General features: G+C 68.9%; 13 protein-coding genes and 1 CRISPR repeat array. All 13 genes read right to left on the bottom strand.

Features of this window, described 5'->3' with window-relative positions; all coding sequences use genetic code 11:
- Nucleotides 1-39: 39 nt before the first annotated feature.
- Nucleotides 40-1,014, bottom strand: a complete 975-nt coding sequence (locus tag CCO03_RS06740; RefSeq protein ID WP_087278932.1) for a metallophosphoesterase family protein — start codon at nucleotides 1,012-1,014, stop codon at nucleotides 40-42.
- Entirely contained in the window at nucleotides 1,011-1,988 is a 978-nt protein-coding gene (locus tag CCO03_RS06735) for a diacylglycerol/lipid kinase family protein (protein ID WP_169717456.1), read from the bottom strand. The genes CCO03_RS06740 and CCO03_RS06735 overlap by 4 nt, the downstream gene beginning before the upstream one ends.
- Before the next feature lie 198 nt (nucleotides 1,989-2,186).
- Nucleotides 2,187-2,675, bottom strand: coding sequence for a glutathione peroxidase (locus CCO03_RS06730; RefSeq protein ID WP_087278926.1), 489 nt, complete (start codon nucleotides 2,673-2,675; stop codon nucleotides 2,187-2,189).
- A gap of 421 nt (nucleotides 2,676-3,096) precedes the next feature.
- Nucleotides 3,097-3,882 carry a lipoprotein-releasing ABC transporter ATP-binding protein LolD gene (gene lolD, locus CCO03_RS06725; RefSeq protein ID WP_087278923.1) on the bottom strand — a complete coding sequence of 262 codons (786 nt, stop codon included), beginning with the start codon at nucleotides 3,880-3,882 and terminating at the stop codon, nucleotides 3,097-3,099.
- Nucleotides 3,875-5,134 (bottom strand): lipoprotein-releasing ABC transporter permease subunit, encoded by a 1,260-nt coding sequence (locus CCO03_RS06720; protein WP_087278920.1) that lies wholly within the window; start codon nucleotides 5,132-5,134, stop codon nucleotides 3,875-3,877. Before CCO03_RS06720 ends, lolD begins: the two co-directional genes overlap by 8 nt.
- A gap of 129 nt (nucleotides 5,135-5,263) precedes the next feature.
- Nucleotides 5,264-9,772: direct repeats of the CRISPR family, unit length 29 nt; unit sequence CGGTTCATCCCCACGCCCGTGGGGAACAC.
- Between the two features lie 83 nt (nucleotides 9,773-9,855).
- Entirely contained in the window at nucleotides 9,856-10,152 is a 297-nt protein-coding gene (gene cas2e, locus CCO03_RS06715; protein WP_087278917.1) for a type I-E CRISPR-associated endoribonuclease Cas2e, read from the bottom strand.
- Nucleotides 10,133-11,056, bottom strand: a complete 924-nt coding sequence (cas1e, locus tag CCO03_RS06710; RefSeq protein ID WP_205690367.1) for a type I-E CRISPR-associated endonuclease Cas1e — start codon at nucleotides 11,054-11,056, stop codon at nucleotides 10,133-10,135. Before cas1e ends, cas2e begins: the two co-directional genes overlap by 20 nt.
- On the bottom strand, nucleotides 11,056-11,745 hold the full coding sequence (cas6e, locus tag CCO03_RS06705) for a type I-E CRISPR-associated protein Cas6/Cse3/CasE (protein ID WP_087278914.1): 690 nt from the start codon (nucleotides 11,743-11,745) through the stop codon (nucleotides 11,056-11,058). The genes cas1e and cas6e overlap by 1 nt, the downstream gene beginning before the upstream one ends.
- 5 nt (nucleotides 11,746-11,750) lie before the next feature.
- Complete coding sequence (gene cas5e / locus CCO03_RS06700; RefSeq protein ID WP_087278912.1) at nucleotides 11,751-12,509, bottom strand: type I-E CRISPR-associated protein Cas5/CasD; 759 nt, start codon at nucleotides 12,507-12,509, stop codon at nucleotides 11,751-11,753.
- Nucleotides 12,510-12,514: 5 nt separating this feature from the next.
- On the bottom strand, nucleotides 12,515-13,576 hold the full coding sequence (gene cas7e / locus CCO03_RS06695; RefSeq protein WP_087278909.1) for a type I-E CRISPR-associated protein Cas7/Cse4/CasC: 1,062 nt from the start codon (nucleotides 13,574-13,576) through the stop codon (nucleotides 12,515-12,517).
- A 47-nt stretch (nucleotides 13,577-13,623) separates the two neighbouring features.
- Nucleotides 13,624-14,160, bottom strand: coding sequence for a type I-E CRISPR-associated protein Cse2/CasB (gene casB / locus CCO03_RS06690; protein WP_087278906.1), 537 nt, complete (start codon nucleotides 14,158-14,160; stop codon nucleotides 13,624-13,626).
- Between the two features lie 8 nt (nucleotides 14,161-14,168).
- A complete protein-coding gene (gene casA, locus CCO03_RS06685) occupies nucleotides 14,169-15,794 on the bottom strand; it encodes a type I-E CRISPR-associated protein Cse1/CasA (RefSeq protein WP_157667540.1) in 1,626 nt (541 codons plus the stop codon).
- Nucleotides 15,795-15,822: 28 nt separating this feature from the next.
- Nucleotides 15,823-18,588 (bottom strand): CRISPR-associated helicase/endonuclease Cas3, encoded by a 2,766-nt coding sequence (locus CCO03_RS06680; protein WP_087278900.1) that lies wholly within the window; start codon nucleotides 18,586-18,588, stop codon nucleotides 15,823-15,825.
- Nucleotides 18,589-18,601 lie beyond the last annotated feature (13 nt).

Below are 18,601 nucleotides of genomic sequence, written 5' to 3'. Positions count from 1 at the left end.
CATCCCGTTCACCATTCAACGAGAACTTCCCAATACTCGTCAGACATCCTCAATCCCCAGGTCCAGCACCCCACGGCGCGCCAGCACAAACTCGGCGCGCTGGGCATCGAAGTTCCACTGCCGCCACAGACAGCTGCGGCCCGCGGCCTCGGCGGCCTGGCCCACGCCGGGCAGGTCCGGCGCAAGGACCCGCTCCGGCGTCGACGTCCAGACCAGCTCGCCAAACGAATTGGGGGCCCCGGGCCGCGTGCGCGACGAGATGGCCGTGCCCGCCTGCACCACCCACAGGCCGGGGCCGCTGGACGCAGCGGGGGCCAGCCCCCGGCTGGCGCCGGGCACCACCCGCATGGCGTAAGGCAGGTGGATGTGACCGCCCAGCACCAGGTCGCAGCCCGCTGCCGACCAGGCGGCGATGGCCTCGCGGGCGCGGCGCAGCACCTGCGCGGCATCGGGCGAGCGCCGGCGACCTGCGCCATCGCGCACGGCCAGCGGCTGGTGCACGAGCACCACGCGCAGCTGCGTCGGCGCCGCCGCGCGCAGGTGATCGGCCACCCGCTGGATCTGCGCCGGGCTCAGCTCGCCCCGCTCGTGGCGCCAGCGCCGCGTGGTGTTCACGCTGACCAGCAGCCGCGTGCCGTCCGCCCGCACGCACACGCCGTCGGACTGCACGGCCTCGTGCCCGAACGCCTGGGCGTAACGTCTGTAGGGCTGGAACGCCCGCGCCCACAGCGCGAACAACGGGATGTCGTGGTTGCCGGGCACGCAGGCGAGCAGCGGTGCACCCAGCCCGGCCAGCGCGTCGGTCAGCCGCCGCGCCGCCGCAAATTGCGCCACCGTGGCGCGCTGGGTGATGTCGCCCGTGAGGACCACGCCCTGCGGCCGATGCTGCGCCACCCAGGCCAGCAGGGCTTGCACCACCTGCGGCCGCTCGGTGCCCAGGTGCAGGTCGGACAGGTGCAGCAGGCGCTGCGCATCGGGGTGAACTCGCCAGCCTGGGCGCACGGCCTCGCTCATGCGTCAGCCGCCTCGGTCGGCGTCATCAACCACAGGGGCTGCGGGCTGACGACAAAGCGCAGCGGAAACTGCAGCTTGCGGATTTCGCCATCGACGGCCACGCGCGCCACGCGGCCCCGCCGCAGGGGCACGGGGCTGAGCACCATGTCGGAAAACGAAAAGGTCTGCACGGCCTCGGCCTGGGCCAGCCGCGCCAACGCCGCGCGCGCCGCCAGGCCCACCATGGCCAGGCGGCTCATGGGCAGCAAGGCCACCCCGGCCAGCGCGCCGTGCGCCACGTCGGCGGCCTCGGGCACGCCGACCTGGTCGAGCTGCAAGGCGCTGTTGCCCACGAACACCGTGGTGGTGCGGATCTGCGCTTCGCCCTGCTCGGTCTGCAGCTTCAGCTCCCAGGTGCGCGCACCGCGCCACAGCGTGTCGACCGCGGCCAGCAAGGCCACCCAGCGGCTGCGCCCCAGGCGCGCCTTGGCCCGCTCGCGGTCGGCGATCAGGCCCGCATACAGGCCCAGGCTGGCGTTGACCAGGAACACCTGGTCGTTGACCAGGCCCGCCTGCACGGCCTGCAGCCGCCCCTGCAGGATCACGGCCATGCCGGCTCGCGTGTCGGCCGGAATGCCGTGGGTGCGCGAAAAGTAGTTGAACGTGCCCTGCGGCAGCACGCCCATGGCCACCCGGGCCTGCAGCACGTGCTGGGCCACCAGGTTGATGGTGCCGTCGCCACCGGCCGCCACCACCACGCCGCCCTCGCGCTGCGCCTGCATCACCGCCTGGTGCGCCAGGCGCGGCAGGTCCTGCGCGCGCCGGGCCTCCAGCGCCACCAGCGGCCGGCCGGCCTCGGCACAGGCCTGGGTCACGGCGGCGCGAAAGGCGGTGGCGTCGCCCTGGCCATCGCGCTTGCCCGACTTGCGGTTGAACACCAGCAGCACCGGGCCGCCATGGGCCGGCGCCAGCAGCGGGATGGGGGCCGGTCGCACGGGCGCGGTCGGCATCCCTGAGGGCGCGCCAGCAGGCTCGCCGCCCTGCTTTCCGAATGGCTTGCCGAATGGCTCACCTGACGGCGCGCCCAACGGCTCGCCAGGCGACCCACCGGTCTGACCCGGCTCAGTGCCCATGGCACCCCGCCCCGCTGGCCGTTGACCCGTGGGTGCCGAACGCGGCTGCATGCATGGCCGTCAGCCTTTGGCCAGCGCCACTTCGATGTCGGCCGCCAGCGATTCGGGCTTGTCCTGCGGCGCATAACGGCGCAGCACCTGGCCGTCGCGCCCAACCAGGAACTTGGTGAAGTTCCACTTGATGGATTCGGTGCCCAGCACGCCGGGCGCCTGCGCCTTGAGCCACTTGAACAGCGGCTCGGCCTGGTCGCCATTGACCTCGGTCTTGGCCATCATGGGGAAGTCCACCCCGTAGTTCAGCTCGCAGAACTGCGCGATCTCGCCGTCCGGCTTGGGGTCCTGCCCGCCAAACTGGTTGCAGGGAAAGCCCAGCACCATGAGGCCCTGGCTGCCGTACCGGCCCCACAGCTGCTGCAGGCCCTGCAGCTGCGGCGTGAAGCCACAGGCGCTGGCGGTGTTGACGATGAGCAGCACGTGGCCGCGCAGCGCCGAGAGCGAGAACGTCTGGCCGTCAATGGCCCGGGTGTCGAAATCGAATGCCGTCGTCATGGCGTCTCCGTGGCAATGCCGTTCAAAAAGCCGAAAGGGATTGCCCGGCATTGTGCCGCCGGCCCGGTGGCCGTGCAGGCCTTGGCCGATTGACCGAGATGAACCGCGGTCGCGCCCTGCCCTTCACATCAAGCAGGCAGTATCACCCCATCCTCGTTGATGTGACATCGACAATCCATGAATACTGGCCTTCTCAATAAGGTCTTGGTCGCCCCCAACAGGCGGGCTGCCGCAGCCACGGGCCGCCCTGCGCCCCGCGCAGTCCCGACCTTGAGCTGGCCACTGGCGTCAGCCGCGTGCGCGTCAAGCCCCTCGCCTCAGACTTCGACCTCATGCCCTCGGGCGGGCTGTGTCCGAATCACCGGAAGGTCGGGTGCGGTGGCTTGGCATTGGCCTCAGGCCTTGGCCTCAGGCCTCGACCTCAGGCCCCGAAGCCGAGCGGCACCGCCAGTTCGGCCGCGGCCGGCTCGACCACCGGCTGCATGCGCCCCAGCTGCAGGCGCAGCACGCGCTGGCAGCGCGCGGCCAGGCTCTCGTCGTGCGTGACGAGCACGAAGGCCGTGCCGCGGTGCTGTGCCAGGTCCAGCATGCGGGCGAACACCGCGTCGGCGGTGCTGCGGTCCAGGTTGCCGGTGGGCTCGTCGGCCAGCACGCAGGCGGGTTCGGTCACCAGTGCCCGGGCAATCGCCACGCGCTGCCGTTCGCCGCCCGACAACTCGGCCGGCCGGTGGGCTGTGCGCTCACCCAGGCCGACCTGCTCGAGCAGGGCTTGAGCCCGGGCCAAGGCCTGGGCCTTGTCCTGGCGGCGGATCCACAGCGGCATGGCCACGTTCTCGGCCGCGGTGAACTCGGGCAGCAGGTGGTGGAACTGGTAGACGAAGCCCAGATGCTGGTTGCGCAGCGCGCCCTGCTGGGCCGGCGACAGCGCCGAGAAGGCCTGCCCCTTGAGCTCCACGCTGCCGCTGCTGGGCGTGTCCAGCCCCCCCAGCAAATGCAGCAGCGTCGACTTGCCCGAGCCCGACGCGCCGACGATGGCGACGGTTTCGCCGGCGCGAACCTGCAGGTCCACGCCCTGCAGCACGTCGACGCGCAGCCGGCCTTCGTCGAACTGCTTGCTCAGTTGGCGCGCCCGCAGCACCACGGGGGCAGCGACTGCGGCGGCGGACGCCACGCCAGGCGCAGCGGGGGTGTAAGCGGTGTCATTCATAGCGCAGGGCCTCCGCTGGGTTCACGCGGCTGGCGCGCCAGCTCGGGTAGATCGTCGCCAGGAACGACAGCAGCAGCGAAATCACGCCAATCGGCACGATGTCGCTCGCGCGCGGATCACTCGGCATCTGGCTGATGAGGTAGATGTCCTGGGGCAGGAAACTGGTGTGGAACACGCGCTCCAGGAACGGCACGATGACGTCGATGTTGCAGGCGATCAGCAGGCCCAGCGCCAGCCCGCCCAGCGTGCCGATCACGCCCACCATGGCGCCCTGCACCATGAACACCTTCATGATGGATGCCGGCGACGAGCCCAGCGTGCGCAAGATGGCGATGTCGGCGCGCTTGTCCTGCACCGTCATCACCAGCGTGCTCACCAGGTTGAACGCCGCCACCGCCACGATCAGCGTGAGGATGATGAACATCATGCGTTTCTCAAGCTGCACGGCCGAGAACCAGGTGGCGTTCTGGCGCGTCCAGTCGCGGATCAGCAGGTCGCCCGACAGGCTGCCCGCCAGTTGATCGGCCACGGCACGCGCCTGGTTCATGTCCTGGAGCTTGAGGCGCACCCCCGTGGGGCCCTCCAGCCGGAACAGGCGCTCAGCATCCTCGATGTGCAGCATCACCAGGGCCGAGTCGTACTCGTAGTGTCCCGACTCGAACAGGCCCACCACCGTCATCTGCTTGAGGCGTGGCACCACGCCAGCCGGCGTGATCTGCCCGCTGGGCACCATCAGCGTGACCTGGTCGCCCTCGATGACGTGCAAGCTGCGCGCCAAGTCAACGCCCAGCAGCACGCCGAACTGCCCCGGCACCAGCCGCTGCAGCACGCGTTGGTCGGCCAGGCTCTTGGCCACGTCGGTCACCTCGGGTTCGCTGGCCGGGTCGATGCCGCGCACCAGCGCGCCCTTCATCACCTCGCCGCGCGCCACCAGCGCCTGTGCGCCCACGAACGGCGCGGCACCCACCACCTCGGGGTTGGCCTTGGTCTCGCGCAAGGTGCGCGCCAGATCGGGGATGGCCTGGTCATCGGGGGCGAACACCTCGACGTGCGACAGGATGCTCAGCATGCGGCCGGTCACGTCCTTCTGAAAGCCGTTCATGACCGACAGCACGATGATGAGCGCAGCCACCCCCAGCGCAATGCCCAGCATGGACGCGCCCGAGATGAAGGAGATGAAGCCATTGCGGCTGGCCGAACGGCTGGCGCGCGTGTAGCGCCAGCCCAAAAGCAATTCGTAGGGCAATGACATGCAGGGATGGGAAATCAGGGCTCCGGCAGACGCCAGACAGGGAATGGCACGAGGTTTGCGTGACAGCTGCGCATTGTTGCACTACCGCCTGAGCCCACCCCCACTGGCTGGATTACAGGCGGCGCAGTCCGGTTCATCCCCACGCCCGTGGGGAACACGCCGCCATTGGGCACATCCACCAGCGATTCGTGCGGTTCATCCCCACGCCCGTGGGGAACACCACCGAGAATCCGCTGATGCCGGGGCGGATGTTCAGTTCATCCCCACGCCCGTGGGGAACACGGCATGACGGTGGATACTGGCGTCGATGTCACCGGTTCATCCCCACGCCCGTGGGGAACACGAGCGGAAATTCGATCACCAACGCCAGATGGACGGTTCATCCCCACGCCCGTGGGGAACACAGCCGAGTTCGCCCGCGCTCAGCGCCTGCTGGCGGTTCATCCCCACGCCCGTGGGGAACACGTCCAGCGGAAGCCGCGCGACAAGACCACGGCCGGTTCATCCCCACGCCCGTGGGGAACACGCCGGCCGGCAGCTCGAAATGGATGGTGGAGGCCGGTTCATCCCCACGCCCGTGGGGAACACGAGCCAGCAGCGCAGCCGTCCAAGGGTAAACCCGGTTCATCCCCACGCCCGTGGGGAACACACAGGCGAGGACATCCGCGACAACCCGATGTGCGGTTCATCCCCACGCCCGTGGGGAACACGGTAATGATTGCCGCCATCGTCGTCATCGGCATCGGTTCATCCCCACGCCCGTGGGGAACACCTTCGCAGCGGGGTACGTGGGCAGGTTGAAGAACGGTTCATCCCCACGCCCGTGGGGAACACGGCCAAATCGCCAGCGGCAACATCAACGCCGACGGTTCATCCCCACGCCCGTGGGGAACACAACGTCTCGCGCTCAATGGCCACTGCGCGATGCGGTTCATCCCCACGCCCGTGGGGAACACAACCCACGCAACCCAAGCCCTGGGATTCTCGACGGTTCATCCCCACGCCCGTGGGGAACACCAGCACCAGCGGGTCGCCGTTGGCATCGAACGCGGTTCATCCCCACGCCCGTGGGGAACACCACCTCAAGGAAGCCACCGATGTGGTCTACGGCGGTTCATCCCCACGCCCGTGGGGAACACAAAGACATGCCCCAAGACCGCTATGCCCTCTTCGGTTCATCCCCACGCCCGTGGGGAACACGTCGAGCAGTCGGCCCGTGCCATCGAGATGGCCGGTTCATCCCCACGCCCGTGGGGAACACCACCTCAAGGAAGCCACCGATGTGGTCTACGGCGGTTCATCCCCACGCCCGTGGGGAACACCCGACTTCGCTCGCGTCGTACCACCACTCCGCCGGTTCATCCCCACGCCCGTGGGGAACACATTTCCATGCGCGAGTCCAGCGCCATGTCCTCCGGTTCATCCCCACGCCCGTGGGGAACACCCGATGGGGTTCACGACAAAGCTGATCACAGGCGGTTCATCCCCACGCCCGTGGGGAACACCGCCGCGAAAGCGAAGCCCGCCGCGGTGTGCACGGTTCATCCCCACGCCCGTGGGGAACACCGTCGGCGGTGGCGGCAGCGTCACCCGGGGGGCGGTTCATCCCCACGCCCGTGGGGAACACGGTCGGGATGTCAGCCGATCAAGCCCAATCTGCGGTTCATCCCCACGCCCGTGGGGAACACGCCGGCGCGAATTGCTGCCGCGGAGTCGCCCGACGGTTCATCCCCACGCCCGTGGGGAACACGATTTGCACGCCGGCTATGACACCCGGCAGATCGGTTCATCCCCACGCCCGTGGGGAACACGTCCTCAGCACCAAAGACAACGCCTTCGGGTGCGGTTCATCCCCACGCCCGTGGGGAACACGCGCACGCAGACGGTGGTCTGGGTGGCCGTGCGCGGTTCATCCCCACGCCCGTGGGGAACACGATTGAGGCCTGGCTGACGGCCAAGGTCAAACCGGTTCATCCCCACGCCCGTGGGGAACACGTTGGCTGGTGCGGCCCCTCGCGTGATCGGTTACGGTTCATCCCCACGCCCGTGGGGAACACCGGCCACCTGAATGATGTTGGCGCCGGTGACACGGTTCATCCCCACGCCCGTGGGGAACACGGCCCAGTGGTGAAGCGGAATTCCTCGACGGGCGGTTCATCCCCACGCCCGTGGGGAACACGTCATGGCCGCCATCTACGGGATGGGCGCGGCCGGTTCATCCCCACGCCCGTGGGGAACACAGGACTCCCGGTGCCGCCGGGGCGGTGGACTGCGGTTCATCCCCACGCCCGTGGGGAACACCGTTTCCGCTTCCGCCGGGTTGTACCAGCGGACGGTTCATCCCCACGCCCGTGGGGAACACGCGGTGAGCATGGGGCCGACCTTGTCCCAGTGCGGTTCATCCCCACGCCCGTGGGGAACACCCTGCTGCTCTACCTGCAGAACATCGCACCCATCGGTTCATCCCCACGCCCGTGGGGAACACTGGACAACGAGCTGGCCAGCGTGGAGCGCATGCGGTTCATCCCCACGCCCGTGGGGAACACTGCATTTCGTCAACGCCAATCGTGGATGCGGGCGGTTCATCCCCACGCCCGTGGGGAACACATGAAAGTCGCAATCCATCACAGCTGCGAGGACGGTTCATCCCCACGCCCGTGGGGAACACGAGTCTCCGCAGGTTACCCTCGACCGCGAAATCGGTTCATCCCCACGCCCGTGGGGAACACATGATCGGCAGATACTTGCGGACGATCACGGTCGGTTCATCCCCACGCCCGTGGGGAACACCCCTCTACCTGGGTGACGACACCCTCGCCACCCGGTTCATCCCCACGCCCGTGGGGAACACGGCTGTGGTGCCCTCCAGCTCGGGCCGGTAGTGCGGTTCATCCCCACGCCCGTGGGGAACACCCCTCTACCTGGGTGACGACACCCTCGCCACCCGGTTCATCCCCACGCCCGTGGGGAACACGGCTGTGGTGCCCTCCAGCTCGGGCCGGTAGTGCGGTTCATCCCCACGCCCGTGGGGAACACGGCTTCGCATGCGACGTGTGACGTCGCATCGGCGGTTCATCCCCACGCCCGTGGGGAACACGCGATGCTGACGGAATCCATGGCGTCGCTGTCCGGTTCATCCCCACGCCCGTGGGGAACACAGGCGGCGGGCGCGGCGCAGCAGGGCGGCCAGGCCGCGCACGCGGTTCATCCCCACGCCCGTGGGGAACACATCTGCCGGCCGCGCTCGCACAGGTCCAACACCGGTTCATCCCCACGCCCGTGGGGAACACTTCACCCAGCGGGCAGCAAATTGAAGCCGGCAGCGGTTCATCCCCACGCCCGTGGGGAACACGCGCCAGTCGCTGTGGCCGTTGATTTCGTCGCCGGTTCATCCCCACGCCCGTGGGGAACACCAGCGCGGCGTTGGCGGGCGCGGCTGTGGTGCCGGTTCATCCCCACGCCCGTGGGGAACACGCCTGCCCGGATCGTGGACCGCATCACGGCGGCGGTTCATCCCCACGCCCGTGGGGAACACCCCCCGCCTGATTGCTCTGCCCGCCAAGGCTGCGGTTCATCCCCACGCCCGTGGGGAACACTCCCACATGCCCACGCTGCAAGCCCTCGCGGCCGGTTCATCCCCACGCCCGTGGGGAACACCTCGGCCTGCTCCTTTGTGCATTCGGGGTAGCCGGTTCATCCCCACGCCCGTGGGGAACACGTTGCGGGCAAGACGCTCACCGTGGGCCTGAACGGTTCATCCCCACGCCCGTGGGGAACACGCCACCCGAGGGTGGCCTTTTCACGTCCCGGCGCGGTTCATCCCCACGCCCGTGGGGAACACGGGCCGGGGGGCAGTGGTGGATCGGGCCAAGGCGGTTCATCCCCACGCCCGTGGGGAACACATCATGCCCATCAGGGGTGGCGACATCCCAACCGGTTCATCCCCACGCCCGTGGGGAACACGTTATGCCAGCCGCTCCCCTGCGACCGAGAATCGGTTCATCCCCACGCCCGTGGGGAACACGCGGGCCAGGTATCTGGCCATCAAAGCGTCGTCGGTTCATCCCCACGCCCGTGGGGAACACGCAGCAAGGAGGCCCAGTACTTCGTCGCATGCCGGTTCATCCCCACGCCCGTGGGGAACACGTTCTGCAGCATGCCGATCAACTCCGTAGCGATCGGTTCATCCCCACGCCCGTGGGGAACACGGCAGTGACGGCCGCGGCGCGCTCGGTTTCGGTCGGTTCATCCCCACGCCCGTGGGGAACACGCGAGTTTGAGGGCCGGCCTTTCAGCAGCACTACGGTTCATCCCCACGCCCGTGGGGAACACCGTTTGGCGTCCCATGTGTGGCCCCATGTAGCCGGTTCATCCCCACGCCCGTGGGGAACACCAGCGCGCGCATGGCTTTGGCGGATAGGGTGCCGGTTCATCCCCACGCCCGTGGGGAACACAGCTGATTGGGTGGGGCGGTCGGTCTGAGATACGGTTCATCCCCACGCCCGTGGGGAACACGGCGGCAGTCATCAAGCAGCAGAAGCGGGGCGACGGTTCATCCCCACGCCCGTGGGGAACACTTGCCCTTGACGGCCAGGCCCAGCTCGGCGGCCGGTTCATCCCCACGCCCGTGGGGAACACACCAATTCCAACTCATTGATTTTCATGAAATTTCTCCTGTCGAAAAATTCCACCAAACCTCACAAGTGTTGAAAGCTGTCTTTTTAAAGAGCATCTGCAGGCGGCAATGGGAGAAAGCTCACCAATTGCACCCCATCGAAATCCACCGGCATGCGGCGGTTCTTGCCCAGGGTCTTGAACTCGAATCCAGCTTCGTTCTTCGCCGACCACGCGATCACTGCATTGCCGCCCTCGATGCCCTCAACGACCTGCGACCAGATGTGCTCGCGCACGCGGCGCGAATACTGGCCGACATAGACACCGGCCCGGACTTCCAACAGCCACACCGCCAGCCGCCCGCGCAAGCGCGGTGGCGCGTTTTCAAGCACGATGACCAGCATCGCCCAGGCTTTCGGGATTGGGGATTGCCGGACCGACAGCGCCATCCGGAGCGGTCGGGCGTGGGATCTCTCCCGCCGACAGGATTTCCTCGATGTCCGGAATGATGCGGTCCAGCAGCCGTGTCTCGCGAAACACATCACGGCAACCCAGCCGCACGGCGCGTTCCACATTCCCCTGCGGCTGCGACGCAGCCACCTTGAACGCCACCGGCACCACGGTCTCGAATTTGTAGACGTCGGCAATGTCGTAAACGAAAGACAAGGGCTTGCCGGTATGGATGAAGCCGATGGCCGGCGCATACCCCGCCGCCAGCACCGCCGCCTCCGTCACCCCGTACAGGCAGGCCGTGGCCGCGGACAGGCAGCGGTTGGCCACGTCCGACGCGTCCCACTCCTGCGTGTCGTAGTCGCGCCCCTTCCAGTTCACGCCAAAGCGTTGCGCCAGCAGCTGGTAGGTGCGGCGCACACGTGCGCCCTCGATGCCGCGCAACTGATCCACGCTGCGGCGCGCGGGCGGCTCCTCACCAAAGCGCAACGCGTACATCTTGCGCACCACCTTGAGCCGCAGCACCTCGTCGAGTGCCAGGCGTGCCTGGTAGAGCAGCCGGTCCGAGCGCGCACCACCAGGTTGGCCGGCCGAGTACAGCCGCACGCCCGCTTCGCCCACCCAAACCAGCAAGGTGCCCACGCGGGCGGCCAGGGCCGCAGCCCGGTGCGACACGCGCGTGCCTGGCTCCAGCATCACGCAGGCCACGCCGCCCACGGGGATGTGCGTGCGGATCCCCTTCACATCGACGACGACGAAAGCTCCATCGAGCACGTCGATCTCGCCGTGCTCGATGAAGACGACGGACAGCCGATCCTTGATCGGGATGGGTTTGAGGGGAGGCAGCAGGCCGGACATCAGGCTGCGCCGCGCCGCACCAGCACCAGACCGCAGCCGAAGGCCTTGGCTTGCCCCAGACCGCGCAGCAGCACCTGGCCGAAGGCGACTGGATCGGTGACGGTCAATCGCCCGGCCAGATCCACCGAGGTGAACCGCAGCGCACCGTCCCACTTCTCGCGGTGCTGTTCATGCGCCTCGACCAGCAGGCTGTCGCGCTCCACCGCAAAGCCCCCGGTCTCGCCACGCCGTTCCAACCAACGGGCGCAGGCGTCGTGCACCACGCCATGCAACACTGGCCTGTCCTCCTTCCAGTCCGCCCAGCGCTGCAGGCCGCGTTCGGCCAGCAGCTTCTTTTTCGCCTCCATCACCACATCGTGGCGGCTGGACTTGCCCGACCGGTCGTGGCGTACTGTGGGATTCGCACGCAGTTCGAACTGCAGCACCTCGCCTTGCTCCAGTTGCGGCTCGTAGGGGCGCGTCCGCGCCTCCCAGGCCCCCAGGCCCGGCAGTGGCGCGCGCTCGGACACCACGTAGAAGCGCGGCGGTCCTTCGCCCTCCTGCCGGCGGAACAGGAAATCGCGGCGCGTACCGGCCTCGGCCGGAAACCAGCGCCACAGCCATTGGTGGTCGGCATAGGGGCCACCGGCCCGCTCGTGGGCCGCGGCCAGGCCATGGCCGTCCGCGGCGGTGATCAAACTGAAGTACATGATGCTTACGCCTCCCGCGGCAGCAATGCGACATGCTCGGTGCGGTCGCCGAACTGCCAACCCGCGCGCCGGATCAGCCGGTCCTTGCGCCGCGTCGACAGATCGGCCGCCACGCCGGCCTGCACACGCTCGTCGAACACCAGCCTTTCGATGCCATCCAGCGGCTCCAGCGGAATCCGGCCCTTCGGGTCAGCCGCCGCCTGGCGCGCAGCCTCGAAACGCTGCGCGTACTGGTTGAATGCCGCGTGGGCCGAAGCCGCCTCGACCACCTGCGGCCACAGCGGTGCGGCGGGCGGGCAGGCACGCCGCCCGAGGTACAGCACGAAGCGCGGCGCGCGCAGGGCGCTGGCCAGCGCTTCGAGCGGCATCGCCGTAGGCACCATGGCCTGCAGCGCCACCAGGCAGGCCGCATTCTGGCGGTAGTCGCGCGTGGAGAGGATGGTGTTCAGGTCCTGCTTGGGCACGGCCATCTCCTGGCGCCGCGTGAACTGCGGCCGGCCCTTGAGCGCGGCGCGACCCGGCACCTGGGCCGTGTGATAGTCGCGCAGCAGGCTGCCTGAGCGCAGCAGCGCCACGGCCACGCCGTAGCCGTCGCGCAACGCAGCGTGTCCGGCTTCGTCGGTCCGGTCCACCCCCAAGGCCGCGCCGAGCAGGCCCACGATGGCCGAATGCGACGGGGTCGCGGCCGTGCCGCGCGCTTCCCCCACCGCCGGCTCGCCCCAGGCCGCCAGCGGCGCCTGCAACTGGAAGACGAGGAATGCCATCGCGCTCAGTCCGCGACAAAGGCCGTCAGCGCCTGCAGTGAGCCCTGCGCCTTCTCGACATTGAGCGTGAAGCGCCCATCGGCACAGGCGCCGTACACGGCATCGAAGTTCTTGCAGCGCGCCTCCAGCGCATCCACGGCCTTGTCGAACATGCTCTCGTCGCCATGGGGCTTCACCGGCTTGAGGAAGGCCTGCACCAGCGAGCGCGGCTGCTGGTTGCCCTTCTCGGCCAGCACATAACCAGCGTAAGCGCGCGAGGCAAAGCTGTTCTGCATGCCTGTGGGCGAGACCTTGGTCACCGTGTCGACCAGGGCCGCCAGGGCGCGGTGCGTCAGCGCAGCGTCACCGCCCAGGTTCTTGGCCAGCAGTTCGCGGTCGATGCACAGGTACAGATAGAACAGGCCGGCACCGTAGCCGCGTTCGCCGATGTGGCCCGCACCCGTGTCGCCCTTCGTGTTCAGGTCGTCCACGGCGCTGAAGTAGTCGTCCTCCACCGCGGCTTTGTGCACGGTGATGGCGTGGGCCACCTGCACCGCAGCCTCCATGTTGTGTTCAGCCGCATCGGCCAGCATGCGGCCGAACATGGCAATGTCCACCGCGCGGCGCGGCTGGCCCAGCAGCTTCAGCTCATCGTCGGTCGGCTTGTCCTTGCGGGCGATGAGAGCCTGCGTCAGCGCCTGGATCGCCTCCTTCTCCTCGGGGCTGAAATGGGCCAGTTGCTCGATCTCCAGGTCGGCATCATTCTCGGTGTTCTTCTCCGACTTGGGCTTGCCGAACTGGCGCGCGACGAGCCGGGCCCATTCACGGGCATTCTTCTCATCGATGCCGCCAGCCTTCAGCGCGTCGAAGACCTCCTTGCCCATGCGCTTGGTGCGCGTTCCCAAGTTGCCGGCCAGCGCGGCCTCGAAACCCTCGGAGGTGCGCCAGGCGCGCTTCTGGCTCTGCGAGGACACGCGCAGCCGGTTAGCATCGCCCACCAGCGCGGTCTTGGGCCGGCCGGTGTCGTCGCGGTTCAGGTTGGAGGGCGGGTAGCTGGTCAGCAGGTGCAGTTGGACGAAGCGGCTCATGGTGTTCCTTTCGATGTCGGGTGTGAAGGCGTTCGGACAGTGGAGGGTCAGGTCATGGACCAGGCGTAGTCGTAGGCCCAGCGCTTCTTGACGCCATCGCCCCAGAAGAAGACGTCTTTCGCCAGGCTCTCGGGATCGACGCGGTGCTCGACCAGCGGCAGCGCGCGGCGCAGGCCGGCGAACAGGGTCTCCACGTCACCGGCATCGAGCAGGCGGCGAAAGCGCAGTTCGCTGACCGGGTTGCGGTCGCTGCCCTCGGCGCGCAGGCTCATGGCCCGGGGCAGCGTCAGGCCGCTGTCGGCCTTGACATGGGCCAGCAGCGCCACGATGGCAGCGATGCGCTCCTGCTGGAATGGCGGCCAGTCGCCAGTCCCTTCGGTGCCGGCCATGCTGCGGTACACGCGCTGGTAAGCGGGCAGGCAGGCCACGGCCGTGAGGTCGTGCGCGCGCCGCAGCACGGCGCGGTCGGCACGCGCCTGGCCGCTGGGGTTCTCGATGACCAGCGTCTTCCACCAACGCACCAAGGCGCTGATGGCGGCGGGCGGAAGGCCCTGCGGCGCAGGGCTCGAAGCAATGAGGACCATGGTGGAGTTCAAGCTTTCTTCGATGGTTTGACGGATGCCTTCTTGCCGGCCTTGGCCGGCACTTCCAGCGCCAGGGCGGCACGCAGCTTGGGACCGTTCAGGCTCGCACGCAGCAGCCGGTGGGCAGCCGCCACGCGTGCCGGGTTCATGCGCTCCACTGGTCCGCTGCCCACCCAATCGTGGTCGAACAGGTGCAGCGCGGTGTCGATCAGGTGGCGCAGCCAGCGCTCCGCCGTGGCGACACGGTCCGTGCCCGCCGGTGCCTGGATGCGCGCGCGCAGCAACTCGTAGAAGGCGGCCTCGGTCCGGCCCCAGAAGGTGGCGTCGACGAAGGAAAAGTCCCCACGCGCATCCTGGCTGAACCAGGCGTCCTTGACCGCCCCGCGCAGGTAGCTGACCGCCAGTTCTGCGCCCTGCAGCCAGGCGCCCACCTCCTCGCGCAGGGACTGCTGCGCCGCGGGGCTGCAATCGGCCAGTTGGTACAGCGGCAAGGTGGACTCGTACCAGCAGCGGGCCTTCATGTTGTCCATGTCGTAACCGAAGGCCCACAAGCGCAAGCCGATGCCGCTGCGGTGCTCCACATCCCCGGACAGGAACTGCTCGATGACCGAGGCGCGGACCACCTTGCGCTTGTCGCTCTGCATGCCCAGCACCCAAGACAGCCAGTGCCGGTAGCCCAGGCCATCGGGCTGCGGATGCAGGGGCAGCAAGCCGTCCTTGGCTTCGTAGTACGGCGACAGCGGATGCAGCCAAGCGCCCTTGTAGTTGAGCCCGTAGTTGCGCGTGACGTAGCGCTCGATGAGTGCGTCCGAACTGCGACCGCACAGGTCGCAGGTTCCGGCGCTGCATGCGTCCATGTCGAGCCGGATGCGCCGCGGCATGGCCCAATAGACATGGGCAGGATGCACCTGCACGGGTGTGGTCTGTCCGCCCTCCTGCTGGATGGCGGCGATGCTGGCCAGCCAGGGAAAGGTGTAGTGCGGCGCCTCGTGCCCCTCGCCCGCGTCGCCAGCCAGAAAGTCCTGCTGGTGGCGCACGTTGAGCCACAACGTCTGCCACAGGCTGCGCGGCGCCTCGGGGCCACCATCGGCCACCAGCAGCGTGGTCAGCGGCCCGCCGCCACGCAGGCCCGTGCGGTGCCCGGCACCGCCGGCCGGAGCGTTCACCTGCAGAGTGAACAGGGCCAGCGCCGCGCAGTGCGGGCACAGGCGCGTGACATGGCCGCGCTTGATGAACAGGTCGCTGTTGTTCTTGACCGCGTTCTCGCCCGGTGCCTCGATCAACAGCGCGCCGATGCCCACGGGGTCTCCATCGCTGGCGCGCAGGTCAAAGTCCTGCATGAAGCGCGCGCCCGGACCGTCGAAGGTGAAGGCCGCGGCATGCGGCGCAAACCAGTCGGCCAGCGTGGCGGCGTCGGGCGGGGTCAGCAGCAGCCTGCGCCATTGCACCTGCGAGGCTGCGGGCGTGGTGGTCTGCAGCAGGCCGACCATGAACTGGGCCAGGGCGCCGTTGAAGTCGGCGCGCGGGGCGTCGAAGGCCACGATGTCCGGATCGCTCATCTGCGCCAGCGTCACCCATGCCCTGGCGCCATCCCTGCGCAGAACGGGTATCCACGGCTCCTCCAGAAGATGCATGTGTCGGTTCCTCGTTGAGTTGGATGGATCAATCGGCCTGCGCTGCGCGCAGAAGCCCTTGTTCGTCGTCGTAGCGCCAGATGCTGGCGACGAGCGCGCCTGTCGGCTTGTCCAGCGCCATTGCGGAGCCCGCAAAGCCTTCGGCATCACGTTCCAGTGGCAACAGGACGACCCACTTGCCACCGCCAGGCAGGCCGTCCAGCACGGCCTGCCGCGCCACCGCGCGCTCCGCGCTCGCCGGCGCCGGCACCTCGGCGATCAGGCGCTTGGCCACCCGCACCGTGCTGTACGCCCAGGCATGCGCCTGCGGCTTGTCGTGGCGCCAGGGCAGCAGGCGGTCGCCCTCCCAGCGCCCCAGCAGCACATCGATGGTTTCCTCGCCCAGCCGCGAAGGCGCCACGGTCTCTGCCGTCCAGTCCAGGCCCTTGCGCTGGTAGCCCTGGACCAGCTTGACGCTGTTGAGCAAGGCTTGCGAGCGGTCGCCATAGGCCTTGCCTTCGGCCTGGTTGGCATGGGCACGCAGACCCGCGGGCAGTTCGTCCTCCGGATCGAACACGGCCTCGATCAGCGCGCGGGCGTCGTCCGGCATGCGCAGATGCCCGGCCTGTAGGACACGCGCGGTGCGCCACAGTTGGCCATGGTGGGGATAGACGGCAGCACTGCCCGGCGCAGACTGCCGGACCCAGTTGGCCGGAGGCTCCTCGGTCCAAGGCGGGCCGAAGACCCACATGCAGGGCTCGCCCCGCTGGTCCGCCGCACCCGGCTCCGTCAGGCGACGGCCGGCGCCATCGCGCACATGGCGCCGCAGCCGGCCCGCGCGCTGGATCAGCCGGTCGATGGGCGCCAGGTCGGTGACGAGCAGGTCCACGTCGATGTCCAGCGACTGTTCCGCGACCTGCGTGGCGATCAGCAAGCGGCCGGCGCGCTGTTCCGGGCCGCTGTGGGCGCCGAAGGTCCCGAGCACGCGCTCCTCGATGTCCAGCCGGTCACCGAGCGCGAAGCGTGCGTGGAAGACCGTGGTGTGCCCGGCCGGCACCAGCGCAGCCAGGTCCGCCCGAGCCTGCAGGGCATCGCCGATGGTGTTGCAGATCCAGGCCACGCACTGGCCCGCGCGCAGGGTCGAGGCAATGACCTCCAGCACGGCAGCCCGGTCCGATGCGTAGCGCACCCGCACCGTGCGGCAGACCTCCGGACGCGTGGCGATGGCCGTCTCGACGGCGGAAGACCATGACGGCGACCAGCTCGTCGCCAGCGGATAGGCCTGCTGCGCGAGCGCCGGTGCCCGTTGCCCGCAGCCCCGTGCGAAGGCGGCCAGCAGCGCGGCCTTCATGCCACCGGGCAGCGTAGCAGACAGCAGCACCGCACTGCCGCCGGCATAGGCCTGGAATTCCAGCACGGCCTCCAGCGTGCGTTGCATGTAGGCGTCGCAGGCGTGGACTTCGTCCACCACCAGCACCTTGCGCACCAGGCCCAGCAGGCGCAGCGACTGGTGCTTGCTTTGCAGCGCGCCCAGCAGCGCCTGGTCCACCGTGCCCACGCCGGCCGGCGCCAACAGCGCGCGCTTGTTGTGGTCGGCCAGCCAGCGCAGGCAGCGCTGCGTGGCGCTTTCGTCGGCCTGCCGCGCGTCGCCCTCGTCCTGCCCCGGTGCGACGATGGACGCGGCGAAGGCTTCGACCAGCGTCTTACGGCCGTGCGCCAGCACCAGGCTGGCATCGCCCGCGAACAGTTCCTGGTACACGCCGGCCACGCGGCCGTACATGGCATTGGCCGTTGCCATGGTCGGCAGGCCGATGAAGAAGCCATCGGCCTGCCCCTGCGCCATGAGCCGGTGCGCGAGCATGACCGCGGCTTCGGTCTTGCCGGCACCGGTCACGTCTTCCAGCAGGTGGATCTGGGGGCCGTCCGGCAGATCGACATCGGCGGCCCAGGCCTGCAGTGGCGAAGGTTGGGCGATGTGCGGGAACAGTTCGGCGAAGCTGCGCGCCCGCTGGCGTGGCACGGGCCGCACGCCCGAGGACGACAAGGCCGCTTCGGCCAGTTCCAGTGCGTCGGCCCAGTAGTCGGCCAGCGACGTGCTCGGCGTCGCGCGGTAGCGGAAGATCTCGGCGTTCGAGCCGATCCAGTCGGCCAGCACAGCCAGGCCGGCGATCCACCAGGACAGCCTGCTGCTGCACTGCTCGAAGGCGTCGGCATCCATGCCGGCGGCAATGGCCGCGGCGCCGGGCGTCAGGAACATCGTCCTCATCGCCGACACGAACGCCATGGCCGCCTCGCGGTCACGCGGGCGGAAGTGCTCGCCGAGGTGGTGCACCTGCGCCAGCGGCGGCTGGCCATGGTGCCCGGTCACTGCACGCACCCAGCAGTCGATGCCGACCTCGGTGTCCACATCGCCGCCGAACCAGCCCTCGGCCTGCGCCAGCGGCTGGACATGCTGGCGCCAGAAGGCAAAGCCCAGGCTGTCATGCCGCACGCCGGCCGGCCCGAGCGACGACGGTGCCTCGCCCTGCAACCGCTCCACCAGATCCGCGCGCTGACCCTGGAAGCTGATCGAGAACTTGCCAAGATCGTGCAGGGCCAGCCAGAAGGCCAGCCAGTTGCGCAGAGCTTGTTCGTCCTGGGTGCCCAGCTGATCCATCAGCCAGGCACGCAACGCGGGTTGGTGCTGAAGGTACACGACCCCTACAGCTGCCACGTCCAAGCTGTGGCAGGCTAGGAGATGCAATTCGGCACCCGGTTCAGCTGGGCGAGCTTTGCCCCAATAACACCAAAACGCCGCGCAGTCTTTCCATTCCATGTAAATCTATGCC

Source organism: Comamonas serinivorans, from assembly GCF_002158865.1.
Classification (GTDB): Bacteria; Pseudomonadota; Gammaproteobacteria; order Burkholderiales; family Burkholderiaceae_C; genus Comamonas_E; species Comamonas_E serinivorans.
This window is presented reverse-complemented; position numbering and strand designations above follow the sequence as displayed.